Source organism: Pantoea sp. PA1, assembly GCF_056856975.1.
On record NZ_JBXGEE010000005.1, the window covers coordinates 168,006 to 183,633 of the forward strand.

Consider the following 15,628-nt stretch of genomic DNA (forward strand, 5'->3'; position numbering starts at 1 on the left):
TTCATTTACACACTTTTTTTGTGCATCAGGTGAACAATGCAAACGCGCTTAAAGGTTGCTGAACGCATCGCGCAGGAGGCCTCGCTTTTGGCTCTGGACTATTTCAGACGGCTAAGTGAGTCAGAGATCGGCGAAAAAAGGCCGCAGGATCTCTTCAGTGAAGCCAATCGGGAAGTGGAAAATCTGATTCGGCAGCGCCTGGAACATCACTTCCCACAGGATGCCATTATCGGGGAAGAGCATGGTGGTGAGCCCAGCGCCAGCTACTGGTCTGTTGATCCGATTGATGGCACGAGTCACTTCCTGCGCGGCTCATCCCTGTGGGGGATTTCTGTTGGCTATGTGATCGATGGCGAGCCGGTGATGGGCGTGATCGTCCATCCGGTTTTAAACCTCATGCTGAGCGGCGGCAAAGAGACAGGGCTTTATCTGAATGGCGAACCCTTTGAACGTCCCGTGGTCGCCGAAGCGCTGAAAACCGTGGCGATTGGCGACAGTCCATCATGGGATTTCACCCATCAGCTCTGTATTGAAAAGGCGTATCGGGACGACGGCTGGAATGTGGTGCGCTATCGCTGTACTACCGTAGGTTTAACCTTTAGCGTGATGGGTTACGTCGACGGTTATCAGGAATGTTTTAGCAGCATGTGGGACGTTTCTGCGGGCTATGCGCTCTGTAAAGCAGCGGGACTGGATGCGCATCTTGCCGGTTCACAGGAAAAGAGCAGAACACATGTTAGTGTCGGGACGGCCGAAATGAATCGCCTCTCCGCCCGGTTTATCCCTTACCCGCGTTTTACGCCCGCCTGACCACGCATTGCCTCCGGCTTACCTCATCACGGCATTTCAGGACAGCGTGCCCCCGCTGTCCTGCCCACTATGCATGTTCACCCGGCCCTCTGCCCGAATATTAATTACAACGCATGAAAATGGTTAGCGTGTTAAACGTACGATTCTAAAGTAAACACCTACGCAACTGTTATATCTAGGTTTTAAAAAGTTAATAAATTCTTAACCTGCCTGAAATTGCTTAACTCCGATATGCCAAATTATTATGCGCCTCGCATTAATTAAAAAGTCCCTGGCACTCTATGACGGAGCCGCTCAACGTGAACACGCTAGAAATTCACAATGCCATGCTGACGTTTGACGATTTTGTCGCGCTGAACGGCATTTCACTGCAGGCCAGAAAAGGGCAATTTGTTTCCCTGCTTGGCCCCTCTGGCTGTGGCAAAACCACGCTGCTTAAAGTTATTGCCGGCTTCTACACGCTTGATAGTGGCAACGTCCTGATCCACCAGCAGGACATGCAGCATGTCAAACCTGAACATCGCGATACGGCGATGTGCTTCCAGTCCTATGCGCTGTTTCCTCACCTCTCCGTTGCTGAAAATATCGGGTTCGGCCTCAGGCAACGGAAGATGGAAAAAACAGACATTCACGTTCGCGTCGCGCAGACCGCCGCGCAGGTTTCGCTGAATGCCCATTTGTCTAAACTGCCAGCGCAGTTATCCGGCGGTCAGCAGCAGCGTGTCGCGCTGGCCAGAGCGCTGGCCGTGCGTCCGGAAATCGTCTTGTTTGATGAGCCACTGTCAAATCTGGATGCCAGATTACGAGACAAGGTACGACTGGAGATCAGACAGCTTCAGCGCGTCCACGGGTTTACAGCCATTTATGTTACCCACGACCGTGCAGAAGCCCTGTCGATGTCTGACATTGTGGTGGTCATGAATGCCGGAAAGATTGAGCAAACCGGAACGCCGGATGAGATCTACTATTCCCCGGTAAACCGCTTTGTCGCCGGTTTCGTCGGTCAGGCTAACGTCATGAAAGCCCGCTTACTGGAGAGCGACAGCAGCACCGGTATTTATCGCATTGCGTGCGTACTGGGCGAAATGGAAGTCCATAGCCCTGTACCGCCCGTATCGGACGAGGTCTATACCTTCTGGCGCCCTGAGGATGCCGTACTCAGCGAACAGCGTGCCGGAAAAAATACGCGGGCCTTTGAAATCGGTGCGGTGAGTTTTCTGGGCAACCTTTCTGAACTCCAGGTTCATCCGCTGGGCCATGAAGAAACGGAATATCAGTGGTGCATCCAGCTGGTCGGTAAAAGCGCCATCCGCGAAGGGGACACCGTTAATTTCTCTCTTCCGCCAGACAAGATCCGCTTCTTACGGGAAAGCTATTCATGAAAACGCGCACCCGGAACAGGCTCTGCTGGTTGCTGGTTCTGCCTGCGGTCGCGCCGGTCGTTATCACGCTGATGCTGATTGTGATCATGGCACTGGCGCAATCCGTTGGCCTGTTCAATTTTGGCGCCCCGGCGCGCTTTACGCTTCACTACTGGCAAACCATTCTGAATGACAGCCAGCTGTGGCGCGCGACAGGCTACTCGCTCAGAATCGGCGTGATCAGTGCGGTGCTGTCCGTTGCCCTGGCGCTTCCGCTGGCACTCTGGCTGAGAAAACCTTTCCCCGGCTCAATACTGATGAGCGGCTTACTCAAAGCCCCGCTGATGGTACACGGGCTGGTGGCTGCGCTGCTGTTTATCAACCTGATTTCCTGGCAGGGCTTTATTAACCTGGGCCTGGTCCGGCTGGGGATCCTCTCTCATCCCATCAGAATGCAGAATGACCGCTGGGGCATTGGCGTGATTATTTTGCAGGTCTGGAAACAGCTTCCCTATGCGCTGCTGATCATGACCGGCAGCCTGCGCGCGATTGGCGATGAAATTTTCAATGCCGCGCGGGATTTAGGTGCCGGCAAGCGTGCCCGGTTGTTACAGATCATCCTGCCCTTATCTGTCAGATCCGTTCAGGTATCGCTGGTGCTGATCTTCATCGGCGCCCTGGGTGACTTTTCCTTCCAGGTCGTTGCGGGGCCAACCAGCGTATTCTCTCTTTCGCAATACATGCTGCGCTTCCCTGAAATCAGCGCACAGGGCTGGAATCTTGCGGCCGTTGTCGCGGTGATTTTAATGCTGGCGGCTTTTGTCGGTGCAGTCGTGCTTGCCGCCCTGGCGAAGTGGCTGCAACAAGCCGGAGAACAGAGATAATGAGAGCCAGAGAGACCTTATCCCCGCTGCGTATCGTCATGATGACCCTTATCGCCGCCCTGTTTATGCTGTGGCTGGTTATTCCCTTTATGCTGACCGTGCTGTGGTCACTGGTCGATAAAACCCATCCGTGGGCATGGCCAGATGCCCTGCCGCCGGTTCTCTCACTGGGACGCTGGGTGGAGGTCTGGACCACGACCGCGTTACCGCAGGCGCTCAGGAACAGCTATTTACTGGCGGCAGCCGTCTCCGTCTGCACGCTGATGTTGTCTCTGCCTGCCGCGTGGGCGTTTGGCAGAATGTCGTTTACGGGCAAACACCTTTTACAGAATGCGATCTTATTGCCGCTTATCGTTCCGGGCTTTGTCGTCGCGCTGTTTTTTTCCATGTTGCTCAACGTAGTGGGCATTCACAGCCGGTTTGGCGGCATTTTGCTGGGGCATATGATTATCCTGATGCCTTATGCCGTGCGCATTCTGACCCTGTCGTTTTCGCAGATACGCCAGGACACGCTCGATGCGGCACGAGATATGGGTGCTTCGGCGATGAACCGGTTTTTAGTGGCCTGCCTGCCCACCCTCAGACCGGGAATATTTGCCGCATTAATTATTGTCTTTACGTTATCCATAGAGGAGTTCGCCATAAGTTTTATTGTGGGCTCACCCGATTTTATTACCGTCCCTGCCATTCTCTATTCTTATCTGGGTTATAACTTTATCCGACCCAATGCGGCGGTCATTTCTTTAATGCTGGTTGTACCGAATGTCATTTTAATGTTGATTGCAGAAAAATTACTGACAAAAAATCCTGTCGCCTCCTTTGCGGGAAAAGGCTGACACTCTTTAATACGCGTTATTGGGGAAACATATGTTCAGACTCGCTGCTGCAATATTATTGCTGGCCGGGGCTTTCTGTAGCCAGGCTCAGGATTTAAACACGATGAACTGGGAGCAGATTGTCGGACAGGCGAAAAAGGAGGGGAAACTGACCTGGTATCAATGGTATTACCAGGATCGGTTAAAAGAGCAGGTCAGCCTGTTTGAAAAACAGTACGGTATTAACGTTACCCTGTCTGAAGGCACACTTCAGGGCAACATTAATAAACTTATGGCTGACCGCGGACGGGAAACGGGCGATATTGATCTGTTTTCGATTGGCGGGGGCGCATTCGGAACCGTCTCGCCTCAGCAGACGTTTTTTGGCCCGATTAACAGACTGTTGCCGGAAGGCAACACCCTGAACTACACCATTGAGGGAACGGACAGTAAAGGCTATGGCGTGGCATTCTGGGGCAACCAGACCGGTCTGGCCTACGATTCGCGCCGCCTGAAAGAAAGTGAATTGCCGCGAACCCTGCCGCAGCTCACGGCCTTCCTGCAGGCTCATCCTCAGGAATTTGGCTTTAACGTTGAAAACGGCGGTTCCGGCCCGGCCTTTATTGAATCGGTGACGCGCACGCAGGTGCCGAGTTTTGATTTCACCAAAGGCGACGCGGATGTAAAAAGCCTGACGGCTCTCCAGCCCGCCTGGAACTGGTTCAGACAGCAGCGTCCTAACTACATCATTACGGCCTCCAACGCCGACAGCGTCACCCGACTGGTCAGCGGTGAATTCCTGCTGGTTCCCGCCTGGGAAGATTACCTGGTGGGATTAGAAAACCACGGTGAAGTCCCGAAAACCATCCGGCTCTATGTCCCCGATTTCGGCATGCCCGGCGGCGGAAATATGGTGGCGATACCACAAAATGCCCCCCATAAAGCGGCAGCGTTGCTGTTTATCCACTGGCTGACGCTGCCCACCACCCAGCGGCTGTTCCAGCAGGTTTATGGCATTACGCCGCAAAACAGAGAAGTGAATCGTGATGCCGGGCTGATCGACAGCAAAGAGCGCGTTCATGGCACCCAGTTCATGCCTAAACCGCTGGGTGATGAAGTCAGAACCGAATTCTCTAACCAGGTTTTGCTCAGGTAGACCTGCGATAAAACCCTAACAGAAGGTAAAGCCAGTAATGTCGACAAAAAAAACCCCTGCACGCGTAGTGAATGCCCGCCTGATTGCCCATCGGGGAGCACCGCTGCTGGCACCGGAAAACACGCTGCCTTCGTTTCAGGCGGCTGTTGAACATGGAGCGACGTGGATAGAGGTGGATGTCAAACTCACCAAAGACAGACACCCGGTCATTATTCATGACGATTCCGTGGACCGGACAACAAATGGCAAAGGCTATGTGGCGAACTTAACCCTGGATGAGATCCGATCGCTGGAGGCGGGCGTGTGTTATGGCCACCTTTTCAGAGGCGTAAAAGTGCCGACGCTGGCTGAAACAGTGGCGTTTGTTCTGGATAAAGGCGTCGGGCTGCAACTGGAGATCAAACCCACCTCCGGACAGGAAGTGGAAACGGCGGAGATTGCTATCGCTCAGCTGAAGTCACTGTGGCCAGCAGGTGAGAAGAAGCTCTTTATCAGCAGCTTCTCGGAGATTTCGCTGCAGGTTGCCGCACAGCTTATGCCTGACGTCCCGCGCGGCCTGGCAGTTTGCGTCCCGCCCAAAGACCCCGAGGCGCTCCTCGCCAGAACGGGTTGCCAGATCCTGCATTTCCTGGGTGACTTCGCGACGGACGAAGACCTGACGCGACTGGCTCGTTCAGGTATTGAATTTGCGATTGCCACAATCAATGACCCGGTTCTTGCCAGGAAATATATTGATGCGGGTGCGCAAACGGTATTAAGCGATATCCCCGACTTAGCATTCTGAATAAAAAATTGTTCAGGACGTTCTCAGCCATAAATCCGTAACACCAGGGAAATTCATTATAAAAATGGCCATAACCTTTATGGCCGCTATAACGCCTTTATTATTTAGCCATTCTGGAAGACGAAAGTCATAGTGAAATAAATGCCGCTCTGCGCGGTTACCTCCTCATGCTTAAGTTAACGGATAAGGGTAGATGATATGCACAATAAAATAAAAGCCGCCGCGCCGTATGCAATCTGTTTTCTGGCCTCATTTTCTGCATACTCCGCTGAGATTTATAATAAAGATGGAAATAAACTCGACCTGTACGGTAAAGTCGATGCGCGTCATGTTTTCTCAGATAATATTGCAGAAGATGGCGACAACTCTTACGCACGCCTGGGTTTTAAAGGTGAGACGCAAATTAACGATCGGCTTAGCGGTTATGGTCAATGGGAATATAACTTCCCGCTGAATCACAGTGAAGGCGGTAGCGACGCGCAAACGGGTAATGCCACACGCTTAGGGTTTGCCGGTCTGAAACTGGCCGACTTCGGCTCATTCGATTATGGCCGTAGCTTTGGGGTGCTGTACGTTGCCTCTGCCTATACGGATATGGCACCGGTCTACGGTTCCGGCACCATGACTACCAACGATAACTTTCTGTCAAAACGCTCAACCGGCCTCGCGACCTGGCACTTTCCGGCGTGGGGTGGGTTAAAGCTGACCCTGCAGTATCAGGGAAAAAATGATCGCGCCACCGCAAAAGTGGCTAACGGGGATGGCTACGGTGCTGGCGTGACTTACAGCATTACCGATGGGCTGAGCATTGCGGCGGCAGGGATGAAAGCAAAACGGACGCTGATCCAGCAAGCTGACGGTCAGGGAGACGATGCCACCGCCTGGGTCACCTCTGCAAAATATGATGCCAGCCAGCTCTATCTGGCCGCCATGTATGGCGAAGCCAGTGACGTTACGCCTTATGGACAGCTGGCACAGGTCGCCGACAAAACCCATAACGTTGAGGCGATTGCGCAGTACCAGTTCCTGAACGGTTTGCGCCCTTCTGTCGGTTTTGTCATGCAGCGTGGCGAAAACCTGCAGGGCGCAGGGAATTTTGCCGGAGGCAGCCAGACGATGCAGAAATATATTGCGGTGGGCACCTATTACTATTTCAACAAGAACATGCTGACCTACGTGGACTACCGCATTAACCTGCTGAAGGACAACGACTTTACGCGTGCCACCGGCATTACGACGAAAAACAGTATCGGTATGGGCCTGACCTATCAGTTCTGACCCGGCTGCTCCTGTTTTGTGCAGCATGGCTTCATACCTGACAACGCGCACTTAGCGAGGCTGGCTCATGCCAGCTTTTTTTACGTCAGCCGCAGGGGGAATCATTACAGGGCCGGGGACGCAGCCTGATGAGGGGTTTCCAGCCACTTAACATAGGCCTGATCCCACAACGCCGCGGGCGTTCCCGCTTTGCCCAGACCAAACCCATGCCCGCCTTTGCTGATCTGAATCAGCTCAACCGGCACGCGATTACGCCGACAGGTGTCGCGCATCAGCTCGGTGTTAAACGGGTTGGAGGTGTGATCGTCTTCCGCCTGCGCCAGGAAGGTGGGCGGATAGCGCCGGGTCACAAAGTTCTGCACTGACCAGTTTGCCTCATCCTGTGGGGTGGCATTTTTGCCGACCATCATCAGATGCGTGCTGGTGTGCTGATAGGGCGCTTCCAGGGTAATGACCGGATAGATCAGGCCCACGCTGTCGACAGCGGGCACCACTTCATCCAGCGGGTCGATGGCCGGATAGGATTCAAAGTCCGGGCGCGCCGCCGCCAGCCCCAGCAGATGGCCACCGGCCGAGAAGCCCAGCACATGCACCCTGCGCTCAAACGATCGCACCAGCCGGATAGCACGCTGCGCATCCTGCAGCGGAGCCAGCCGCCCCGCCTGCCACTTCTCATGCGGCAGCCGATAGCTGAGCACGTAGGCGGTGTAGCCATTGGCGTTCAGCCAGCGCGCCACCGGCCAGGCTTCGCGCCCCATGCCGATCCAGCGATAGCCGCCGCCTGCAGCGATCAGCACCGCTTCGCCGTTGGGATTTTCCGGTTTGAAACGCTGGATCGCCGGGCTGACGATATTGGACCACGAACCGGTGCTGTTAATGTGCAGCTGGCCCGACGGGCCACCGCCGCCGGGCGGGTCGTCCGGCCAGAGGGGAATAATGTCATCGCGGGCAAATAATTTGCCGGTGGTCATGGAGAGCCCAAGCGCTCCCGTGCCGAGAATAAAGCGTCGACGCGTAATCATAGTGCCTGTTAAGTGATGCCAGTAAGAGAGCAGACCGTTGCGGTGTGCTGCAAAAGAATCAACAGATGCAAGTCTGGTGCCAGACGCTGGCGATTATGTACGCAATGCCGGGTGAAAAGCCATAAAAAAACGCGCCCCGCAGGCGCGTTTTATACCGTGCGGCCCGGTTAATCTTCCTGCTGGAACTGCGCCATCACAGCCTGCTCACACTGCTGTTCGTTGACGCGCAGTTTGGCGCGTTCATCGTCACCCAGCTGCAGCCAGGCACTGGCGACTTCCCGCGCCGATTCTTCATCAAATTCGGGCTGATTCATCGCCGATGAGGATTTACTGCGCGCCACGTCAGATTTCATCTGCTCCACATACTGATCCGCGCTGGCGACCTTTTTTTCACTGCTGACGATGTGACACAGCTGACTGGCGTAGACATTCTGTTCGGTGTCAGCGTCGTCCGCCGCCAGCGCGCTGCCGGAGGCGAGCAGGCTCAGCAGGATAATCTGGGTTACTTTCATTCTTCACTCCTGTTTGTTCGGATTAAACTTTGCGCTGAAGGGCTTCGATGCGCTTCTGACGCCAGTTCAGCAGCGGCGACACGGTGGTGCCGTGGACAACCACGCTACAGACCACCAGCGTTAACGCCATATTCGTCATGATTTCCATCTGCGGGCCTTCCATGCCGTGCGTCCAGGCATAGGCAATATAGTTCAGGCTGCCGATTCCGCGGATGCCCAGCCAGCCAATCAGCAGACGCTGACCCAGCGGCAGCCCGGCGCGCAGCGTGACCAGCCAGACGGCCAGCGGGCGCACCACCACAAACAGCACCAGGCCCAGCAGCACGCCGTAGATATTCCAGTGCTGTGCCAGCGTCACGCCCAGCACCACCATCATGCCAGCCGCCAGCAGACGTTCAATAGTATCGCCAAAAGAGAGGGCGTCGCCTACTACAAACCCAATCGACTTCACCATATTGTTATTGCCCTGGTGCGCCAGCCGCTTATTGGGATTGACCAGCGCCTCAGAGGGGAGAACACGTTCATCATCAGAGAGATCCTCCGGCTGATGACGACGAAACACCCCCAGCTCGGCGCGGCGTAGCCCCAGTCCGGCGGCAAAGGCGGCCAGGAAGCCGGAGGCCCCCAGCCACTCCACCAGCGAATAACTCAGCGCGATCAGCGCCAGCGCGAGGAAATCGTTGGGGGCCACATCGCCGTTGGCATTGCGCAACCGGGTCGTCAACACACCGATCATCTGCCCCATGACAAAGCCGATAAGCAGCCCGGCGCCAATCGCCCAGATCACCTCGACCGCGCCCCAGTGAGCCAGCATCCCCCCGCTCAGGCTCTCGCCATTGAACAGCAGCAGCGCCAGCACCAGCAGCGGCAGCGCGGAGCCGTCGTTCATGCCCGCTTCGCTGGAGATTGCCACCCGCAGCGAGTCATCATCCTGCGCATCGTTTACCGAGATGAGGCTGGCCAGCACCGGATCTGTCGGCGCGACAATGGCACCAAACGCCAGCGCAACCGGCCAGTCTAATCCCACCAGGAAATGGGCCAGCAGGGTCATTGCCGCCACGGTCAGCAGCATGGCGGGAAAGGCGAGTTTCAGCCCGGTGTGCCAGCAGTTATTCTGTAACGGCAGACGCAGCTTAAGTCCAGTGATAAACAGCGAGGCGGCCATGGTGATTTCGGTAATGTGGGCCACGGCTTCGGAATGGGTGACGATATCGATGTGGACCACATCAAACGCCCACGGGCCGCACAGTATGCCCGCGATAAGAAACAGACCAAATGAGGTGACTGGCCCCCGGTGAATCCAACCGGAAGCCAGCGACATCAGCAGCAGAAGGCCGCCCGTCGCTGCTGTCCAGGCTAAAAAGTTCATAATGCTCCAGCTTATTTCGGGTTTATCAATAAGCCTGGCACATTTTTTGAAGGGCGAGACGATCAGTTTTTCAGGTGGCGACTGGCGAAGCGCACCGCCAGCGCGGCCGCCCCGGCTAAGGTAGAGAGCGCAACCACCCCATTCCAGCCCCAGTGCGCCAGCGCCAGGCTGCCCAGTGCCGCCCCGCTGGCCATACCGATAAACACCACGGTGAACAGCAGCGCATTGAGGCGACTGCGTGCTTCAGGTGCCAGGCCATAGACCAGCGTCTGGTGCGCGACCAGCGTGGCCTGCACGCCCAGATCAAAGCCAATGGTACAGATCACAATCAGCGCCAGCTGCGCCGGGACAGGCAGCACGGGCAGCAGAAACATCAGCGCAAAAGAGAGCGTCACCAGGGCGGCACCGGCCTGGGTGACCCGCGCCGGGCCGATGCGATCGGCAAAACTGCCCGCCAGCGGGGCCGCCATCGCCCCCGCCGCCCCGGCTAAGCCAAAGGCCCCGGCCACGGCGCTGTCCAGATGAAAGCGATCGCTGAGCATTAACGCCAGCGTCGACCAGAAGGCGCTGAAGCCTACCGACAGCAGTCCCTGAGCCAGGGCGGCGCGGCGCAGCGTCTGGTGGTGACGCCACAGATGCACCAGCGACAGCAACAGGCGCGGATAGCTTACGGTGGTGCCCGGCGTAAAGCGTGGCAGCACCCGCCTGAGCGTCAGCGTAATCAGCAGCACCGACAGCGCCGCAATCAGATACATGGTGCGCCAGCCGAAATACTCCGCCACCACGCCACTGACGACCCGCGACAGCAGAATCCCCACCAGCAGGCCGGTCATCACCGTGCCGACCGTTTTACCCCGGCTGCGTTCCGGAGCCAGCGCCGCCGACGCCGGGACAATATCCTGCGCCACGGTGGCGGTCAGGCCGGTCACAAAGCTGGCGATCAGCAGCGCGCTGAGCCCCGCGGAAAAGCCACACAGCAGCAGTGCGGCGACCAGCAGCAGGCCCTTGATAAAGATAATCGTGCGCCGGTCATGGCGATCGCCCAGCGGGGCCAGCAGCAGGATGCCCAGCGCATAGCCCGCCTGCGTCAGCATCGGCACCATGCCCACCGCGCCGATCCCCGCACTGAACTGTTTACTGATGATATCCAGCATCGGCTGACTGTAGTAAATCGACGCCACGCTGAGCCCGGCCCCGGCGGCCAGGGTGAAGACCAGCGGAGCGGAGAGCGGTTCGTTTCGGGTTGGGTTTTCTATTGCTGACATGGTGTCATCCTCATCATTTCGTGCCGCTATTTAAGCGCATTGCGGTTATACGCGGTAGACTGACGTCAGGCAAAACCGTTATGCGTGGAGCGTATGAATCATTCCAGTGGCAGCGACCGCATCGAACTGATGCAGACTTTTATCCGTATTGTTGAGAGCGGCAGCCTCTCCGCCGCTGCAGCACAGCTCGGCACCACCCAGCCTACCGTCAGCCGGCGGCTGCAAATCCTGGAGCAGCGGCTCGGCCTGAAGCTCATTCTGCGCACGACCCATGCGCTGAAGCTCACCGATGATGGCGAACGCTGCTACGCCCAGGCGCGGCAGCTGCTGGCCACGTGGCATGCGCTGGAAGATGAGCTGACCGGGGCCAGTGACGAACCCATCGGCACGCTGCGGGTTCGCGCCCCGCACGCCTTTGGTCAGGATCAGCTGATCGATCCCCTGGTGGACTATCTGCACCGCTATCCCCGACTCAATATAGAGTGGATGCTGAATGACCGCACACCCGACTTCATCGCGGAGAATGTGGACTGTGCCATTCAGGTCGGCGCGCCCAGCGATCCGTCGGTCGTGGCGGTTCTGCTGGCAGAAGTGCCGCGTTTCGTGGTGGCGGCGCCGCGCCTGCTGGACCAGTTTCCGCCGATTGAGCGGGTGGAACAGCTGGGCGATCTGCCGTGGCTGGCGCTCACCAGCTTTTACCGTAATGAAGTGGCGTTGCAGAAAATAGATGACGGCCAGCCGCTGAACCTGCCGATTATGCCGCGGCTGAGCAGCGACAGCCTTTACGCCGTGCGTAAAGCGGCACTGGCCGGCATGGGGGCGGCGATTGTCTCATCGTGGGCGGTGCAGGAGGATCTGGCGGAGGGCAAACTGATTCAGCTGATGCCCGCGTGGCAGGCCCCGCCGCTGCCGGTGTGGCTGACCTATCCGTGGGCGAGTTACTACCCGGCCAGGCTGCAACACTTCTTTGCCATGATCAAAGAGGTGATGCCGCAGCTGACCGGCACCCGTCCGGCCTCACAACCGGCTCACTCAGACAGGGCGGAGTAACAACGGAGACAGCTAGCGGATTTGGGTAGAGAGACGCGGGAGGAGGAGGCAGAGCAGGCGCCCGCATTAGCGGCGCGCCGGAAAGGGAATGCGTTACTTTTTATCGTAGCGTGACAGCTTATCGAGCCAGCCCATGACAAAGGCGGAGAGCACGAAGGTCAGGTGGATAATCACGTACCACATCAGCTTATCATTATCGACGTTGCGCGCTTCCATAAACACCCGCAGCAGGTGAATCGAAGAGATGGCGACAATAGAGGCGGCCACTTTGTTCTTCAGTGAGCCGGAGTCCATCTTGCCCAGCCAGCTCAGCTTCTCTTTGTCTTCGTCGATATCGAGCTTCGAGATAAAGTTCTCATAGCCTGACAGCATCACCATCACCAGCAGACCGCCAACCAGCGTCATATCGACCAGCGACAGCAGCAGCAGGATCAGATCGTTTTCCGCAATGCTGAAAATGTTGGGCAGCAGGTGGACTATTTCCTGGAAAAATTTAATCGTCAGCGCCAGCAATCCCAGCGAAAGTCCAATGTAAACCGGGGCCAGCAACCAGCGCGATGCATACATCAGGTTTTCGGTAAAACGTTCCATACAATCCCACACGTAATCAGACAGGTCCGGGAGTATAACCGATTCACTGTGAAGTTATTTCAGCTCGTCGTCAGAAATTTCCGGAACCGGCGGCAGGGGAAGCGAGAGACGAAAGGCCGCGCCGCCTTCGGTCCGATTCTCCGCCCAGATCTGGCCGCCGTGGCTCTCAATGATGGTTTTACAGATCGCCAGCCCCAGCCCGACGCCCGGTACGGCAGACTCCTTATCACCGCGCGAAAACTTATCGAATATCCGGCTTAAGTCCCCTTCAGCGATGCCCGGCCCGCCATCCCAGACGGAGATCTCCAGCCGGTTTGCGGCACGCCACGCCCGGATGCCGCGCGGCGCACAGTTACCGGCATACTTCAGGCTGTTTTCAATCAGGTTAGTGAAGACCCGCTCCAGCAGTGTGCTGTCGCCTTTGATCAGCACGATATCGTCCGGCAGGTCGAGCTGCACCTCATGCCCTTTCAGCGACGGTGCCATGCTGCTCAGCGCCCCGCCAATCACCTCCTCCAGCGCCAGCCACTCTTCACGCAGATTGAGGCCGCCCGACTGAATGCGCGCCATATCCAGCATATTGCTGACCAGCCGGATGGTACTCAGCGTCTGCTCGCGGATCTGGCTGGCCTGCGGCACATATTTTGAGTTGTCGCTGGCCAGGTCGAGCATCAGCATTTCCGCCTGACCAAACAGCACGGTCAGCGGGGTGCGCAGATCGTGTGACAGGGCGGAGAGCAGCGCATTGCGCAGCTGTTCCCGCTCCGCCGAGAGCCGCGATGCCGCCTCGCTGTGCGACAGCGCCATCCGCTCCAGCGCGTTAGCAATCAGCACCGTGAAGGTTTCCACCAGCCGCTGCTGTTCGGGGATCATCAGCTGACGCAGATTCTGCGGCTCCACCACCAGCAGGCCCCGGCAGTGCGCGCCGCTTTTCAGCGGCAGGATCTGATAAGGCACCGCCGGTAACGTATCGGTGCCCGCCCCCGCCGGCTGGCCTTTGCTGTAGCTCCACTTCGCGATAGCGCGGTCCGGTTCGCTGGCCGGTAACGCCTCGCCGACCGGCTGCAGTTCGCCCTGCTCATCCGGCAACAGCAGCAGGCAGCGCGCCTGCAGGGTGGCATCCAGCACCCGCTGGCTGGTCGTCGCGATATCCTGCGGCGTTAAGGCGCTGCCCAGCGATTTCGCCATCTCATAGAGCTGTCGCGCACGCTGTTCGCGGTAGCGTGCCACCCGCGCCTGATAGCGGACGCCCGCCGTGAGGTTGCCGACGATGACTCCTACCGCCAGCATCACACCAAAGGTGACCAGATATTGCAGGTCGGAGACCGCCACCGTGCCGGTGGGGGCCACAAAGAAGAGGTCGAAGGCGACGATATTCATCACCGTAGCGATCACCGACGGCCAGCGCCCGTAGCGCAGCGCCACGATCACCACCGCCAGCAGGTAGATCATCACGCAGTTGGCGGGATCGAAGTTGATCAGCACCGACTGCCCGGCGGCGGTAACGGCGATGCAGAGCACCAGCGCCATCATCACGCCACGCAGCTGAATCCGCCATTTATCGCTGGTCGGGCGGCCATCCGGCAGCGGATGCGGCGCATCCTTCAGCGGTTCATCCAGCGCCACCACCAGCAGGTCGAGATCCGGCCCCAGCTGGCCGAGCCGCTCGGCAAAACTGTCACGCCGCCAGCGCCGCAGCGGACGGCGGCCGGTGACGATTTTGCCCAGATTATGTTCGCGCGCGTAGCCCAGCACCGCTTCGGCTTCATCCGGCTCGGAGAGGGTGGCGGTTTCCGCCCCCAGCTCCTGCGCCAGCTGCAGCGTGCGCAGAATCGCCCGCCGCCGTCCTTCCGGCAGCCGGTGAAGACGGGGCGTTTCAACATAGACCGCATGCCATTCACTGCCGAGCCGCGCCGCCAGCCGGGCGGCCGTGCGCACCAGCTTCTCACTGCCGCTGTCGTCGCCGATGCAGAGCAGAATGGCGTCGCGGGTGTGCCAGACGCGATCCCGCCCCTGCTGATCGCGCCAGGCGCGCATCTGGTCATCCACCCGATCGGCGGTGCGGCGCAGGGCCAGCTCACGCAGCGCGAACAGGTTACCTTTGCGGAAAAAGTTTTCGATAGCGCGCTCTGCCCGGTCACCGATGTAGACCTTGCCCTCTTTCAGCCGCTGACGCAGATCGTCGGGCGGCAGATCGACCAGCACCACCTCATCGGCGCTGTCGAAAAAGGGATCGGGCACGGTTTCACGCACCTGAATGCCGGTGACACCCCCGACCACATCGTTGAGGCTCTCAAGATGCTGCACGTTGACGGTGGTCAGCACGTCGATGCCCGCTTCAAGCAGCTCTTCGATGTCCTGCCAGCGCTTGGGATGTCGCGAGCCCTGCACATTGGTGTGCGCCAGCTCATCCATCAGGATCACCGCCGGATGGCGAGCCAGTGCCGCATCGAGATCGAACTCCGCATGACGCGAGCGACCGGTCGCACGACGCGGCAACAGGGGCAATCCTGTCAGCAGCTGCGCGGTTTCCGGCCGTTCATGGGTCTCCACCACGCCGATCAGCACATCCAGACCCTGCGCGCGCAGCCGCTGCGCCTCCTGCAGCATGGCGTAGGTTTTGCCCACACCGGCACAGGCACCAAAGTAGATTTTCAGCTGCCCGCGGTGGGTTTCGCGGTTAGCCTGCAGCAGCGCGTCGGGATCGGGACGCTGGGGTTCGTGATTCATA

The 15,628-nt window shown here is 58.1% G+C and carries 14 protein-coding genes; 8 read left to right on the forward strand and 6 right to left on the reverse strand.

The window, feature by feature from the left end; all coding sequences use genetic code 11:
- Positions 1–36 precede the first annotated feature (36 nt).
- The 7 genes from AC1V0D_RS18350 to AC1V0D_RS18380 all read left to right on the forward strand — a co-directional run bounded on the left by AC1V0D_RS18350 (position 37) and on the right by AC1V0D_RS18380 (position 7,088).
- Complete coding sequence (locus AC1V0D_RS18350; protein WP_482907852.1) at positions 37–810, forward strand: inositol monophosphatase family protein; 774 nt, start codon at positions 37–39, stop codon at positions 808–810.
- A gap of 281 nt (positions 811–1,091) precedes the next feature.
- Complete coding sequence (locus AC1V0D_RS18355; protein ID WP_482907853.1) at positions 1,092–2,192, forward strand: ABC transporter ATP-binding protein; 1,101 nt, start codon at positions 1,092–1,094, stop codon at positions 2,190–2,192.
- Positions 2,189–3,055 carry an ABC transporter permease gene (locus AC1V0D_RS18360; RefSeq protein ID WP_482907854.1) on the forward strand — a complete coding sequence of 289 codons (867 nt, stop codon included), beginning with the start codon at positions 2,189–2,191 and terminating at the stop codon, positions 3,053–3,055. The genes AC1V0D_RS18355 and AC1V0D_RS18360 overlap by 4 nt, the downstream gene beginning before the upstream one ends.
- Positions 3,055–3,891 (forward strand): ABC transporter permease, encoded by an 837-nt coding sequence (locus AC1V0D_RS18365; RefSeq protein ID WP_140925612.1) that lies wholly within the window; start codon positions 3,055–3,057, stop codon positions 3,889–3,891. The genes AC1V0D_RS18360 and AC1V0D_RS18365 overlap by 1 nt, the downstream gene beginning before the upstream one ends.
- Positions 3,892–3,922: 31 nt before the next feature.
- On the forward strand, positions 3,923–5,026 hold the full coding sequence (locus tag AC1V0D_RS18370) for an extracellular solute-binding protein (RefSeq protein WP_482907855.1): 1,104 nt from the start codon (positions 3,923–3,925) through the stop codon (positions 5,024–5,026).
- Between the two features lie 37 nt (positions 5,027–5,063).
- Positions 5,064–5,810 carry a glycerophosphodiester phosphodiesterase family protein gene (locus tag AC1V0D_RS18375; protein WP_009087895.1) on the forward strand — a complete coding sequence of 249 codons (747 nt, stop codon included), beginning with the start codon at positions 5,064–5,066 and terminating at the stop codon, positions 5,808–5,810.
- Between the two features lie 198 nt (positions 5,811–6,008).
- A complete protein-coding gene (locus AC1V0D_RS18380) occupies positions 6,009–7,088 on the forward strand; it encodes a porin (protein ID WP_482907856.1) in 1,080 nt (359 codons plus the stop codon).
- A 104-nt stretch (positions 7,089–7,192) separates the two neighbouring features.
- Here AC1V0D_RS18380 and AC1V0D_RS18385 read toward each other — a convergent pair whose 3' ends face one another.
- The 4 genes from AC1V0D_RS18385 to AC1V0D_RS18400 all read right to left on the reverse strand — a co-directional run bounded on the left by AC1V0D_RS18385 (position 7,193) and on the right by AC1V0D_RS18400 (position 11,256).
- Entirely contained in the window at positions 7,193–8,110 is a 918-nt protein-coding gene (locus AC1V0D_RS18385) for an alpha/beta hydrolase (RefSeq protein WP_482907857.1), read from the reverse strand.
- A 167-nt stretch (positions 8,111–8,277) separates the two neighbouring features.
- Positions 8,278–8,622 carry a hypothetical protein gene (locus AC1V0D_RS18390; protein ID WP_009087900.1) on the reverse strand — a complete coding sequence of 115 codons (345 nt, stop codon included), beginning with the start codon at positions 8,620–8,622 and terminating at the stop codon, positions 8,278–8,280.
- A 22-nt stretch (positions 8,623–8,644) separates the two neighbouring features.
- Positions 8,645–9,991, reverse strand: coding sequence for a cation:proton antiporter (locus AC1V0D_RS18395; protein WP_009087902.1), 1,347 nt, complete (start codon positions 9,989–9,991; stop codon positions 8,645–8,647).
- Positions 9,992–10,053: 62 nt separating this feature from the next.
- Positions 10,054–11,256, reverse strand: coding sequence for an MFS transporter (locus AC1V0D_RS18400; RefSeq protein ID WP_009087904.1), 1,203 nt, complete (start codon positions 11,254–11,256; stop codon positions 10,054–10,056).
- A gap of 93 nt (positions 11,257–11,349) precedes the next feature.
- On the opposite strand from AC1V0D_RS18400, the gene AC1V0D_RS18405 reads away from it, so the two are divergent.
- Entirely contained in the window at positions 11,350–12,306 is a 957-nt protein-coding gene (locus AC1V0D_RS18405) for a LysR family transcriptional regulator (RefSeq protein ID WP_058956930.1), read from the forward strand.
- Between the two features lie 93 nt (positions 12,307–12,399).
- On the opposite strand, the gene AC1V0D_RS18410 is transcribed toward AC1V0D_RS18405, so the two are convergent.
- Positions 12,400–12,897 (reverse strand): TIGR00645 family protein, encoded by a 498-nt coding sequence (locus AC1V0D_RS18410; protein ID WP_009087908.1) that lies wholly within the window; start codon positions 12,895–12,897, stop codon positions 12,400–12,402.
- A gap of 54 nt (positions 12,898–12,951) precedes the next feature.
- Complete coding sequence (gene kdpD / locus AC1V0D_RS18415; protein ID WP_482907858.1) at positions 12,952–15,627, reverse strand: two-component system sensor histidine kinase KdpD; 2,676 nt, start codon at positions 15,625–15,627, stop codon at positions 12,952–12,954.
- Between the last annotated feature and the right edge of the window lies 1 nt (position 15,628).

Excerpts from the sequence above, each read along its gene's own strand:
- AC1V0D_RS18350 (WP_482907852.1), top strand. The coding sequence starts at position 37 with ATGCAAACGCGCTTAAAGGTTGCTGAACGCATCGCGCAGGAGGCCTCG.
- AC1V0D_RS18355 (WP_482907853.1), top strand. The coding sequence starts at position 1,092 with ATGACGGAGCCGCTCAACGTGAACACGCTAGAAATTCACAATGCCATG.
- AC1V0D_RS18360 (WP_482907854.1), top strand. The coding sequence starts at position 2,189 with ATGAAAACGCGCACCCGGAACAGGCTCTGCTGGTTGCTGGTTCTGCCT.
- AC1V0D_RS18365 (WP_140925612.1), top strand. The coding sequence starts at position 3,055 with ATGAGAGCCAGAGAGACCTTATCCCCGCTGCGTATCGTCATGATGACC.
- AC1V0D_RS18370 (WP_482907855.1), top strand. The coding sequence starts at position 3,923 with ATGTTCAGACTCGCTGCTGCAATATTATTGCTGGCCGGGGCTTTCTGT.
- AC1V0D_RS18375 (WP_009087895.1), top strand. The coding sequence starts at position 5,064 with ATGTCGACAAAAAAAACCCCTGCACGCGTAGTGAATGCCCGCCTGATT.
- AC1V0D_RS18380 (WP_482907856.1), top strand. The coding sequence starts at position 6,009 with ATGCACAATAAAATAAAAGCCGCCGCGCCGTATGCAATCTGTTTTCTG.
- AC1V0D_RS18385 (WP_482907857.1), bottom strand. The coding sequence starts at position 8,110 with ATGATTACGCGTCGACGCTTTATTCTCGGCACGGGAGCGCTTGGGCTC.
- AC1V0D_RS18390 (WP_009087900.1), bottom strand. The coding sequence starts at position 8,622 with ATGAAAGTAACCCAGATTATCCTGCTGAGCCTGCTCGCCTCCGGCAGC.
- AC1V0D_RS18395 (WP_009087902.1), bottom strand. The coding sequence starts at position 9,991 with ATGAACTTTTTAGCCTGGACAGCAGCGACGGGCGGCCTTCTGCTGCTG.
- AC1V0D_RS18400 (WP_009087904.1), bottom strand. The coding sequence starts at position 11,256 with ATGTCAGCAATAGAAAACCCAACCCGAAACGAACCGCTCTCCGCTCCG.
- AC1V0D_RS18405 (WP_058956930.1), top strand. The coding sequence starts at position 11,350 with ATGAATCATTCCAGTGGCAGCGACCGCATCGAACTGATGCAGACTTTT.
- AC1V0D_RS18410 (WP_009087908.1), bottom strand. The coding sequence starts at position 12,897 with ATGGAACGTTTTACCGAAAACCTGATGTATGCATCGCGCTGGTTGCTG.
- kdpD (WP_482907858.1), bottom strand. The coding sequence starts at position 15,627 with ATGAATCACGAACCCCAGCGTCCCGATCCCGACGCGCTGCTGCAGGCT.